This window comes from Bifidobacterium pullorum subsp. saeculare, assembly GCF_016899725.1.
GTDB classification, from domain to species: domain Bacteria; phylum Actinomycetota; class Actinomycetes; order Actinomycetales; family Bifidobacteriaceae; genus Bifidobacterium; species Bifidobacterium pullorum_C.
Genome location: NZ_JACLYU010000234.1, coordinates 1 through 446 on the forward strand (window position 1 = coordinate 1; position 446 = coordinate 446).

Below are 446 nucleotides of genomic sequence, written 5' to 3' on the forward strand. Positions count from 1 at the left end.
GTATGATTCCATAAATAAGGGCACTGCGACGCGGCACTTGATGACGCGGGAGAGGACGGCGCCGAGTCCGACGCATTTTTTGGTCAATATCGACGTCAATGACACAGTTGAACACGTTGGCACTGGCAGCAGCGAAAAGTCCACCAACCATCGTCGCGATCACTAAACCGAGCTTCGGCACACCATGGGAGGCCAGGAACATCACCGGTAGGGTTGTTACCAAGAGCAACTCGATGATGCGTGGCTTTGTCAGAGCGACATAGGCATGCACTACGTCACGACTCGACAGCCGGGGACGACCTTGCTCCTGCTCCACCTTAGTCTCGACAGGATCGGGACGCTGAGAGGCTGGCGCCGTCGCCACGTGCGTCGTCTGGTTGCTCACGGTGTCCTTCGAAATCGAGAAAGGCATTGCGGCCACTGTTGGGCACGGCACATCCGTGAAG

General features: G+C 57.4%; 1 protein-coding gene. It reads right to left on the reverse strand.

What is annotated here, in order from left to right; genetic code table 11:
• Positions 1 to 385 (reverse strand): UbiA family prenyltransferase (locus tag H7U32_RS11050; RefSeq protein ID WP_323804627.1); only part of this gene is annotated, 385 nt, incomplete at its 3' end.
• Positions 386 to 446 lie beyond the last annotated feature (61 nt).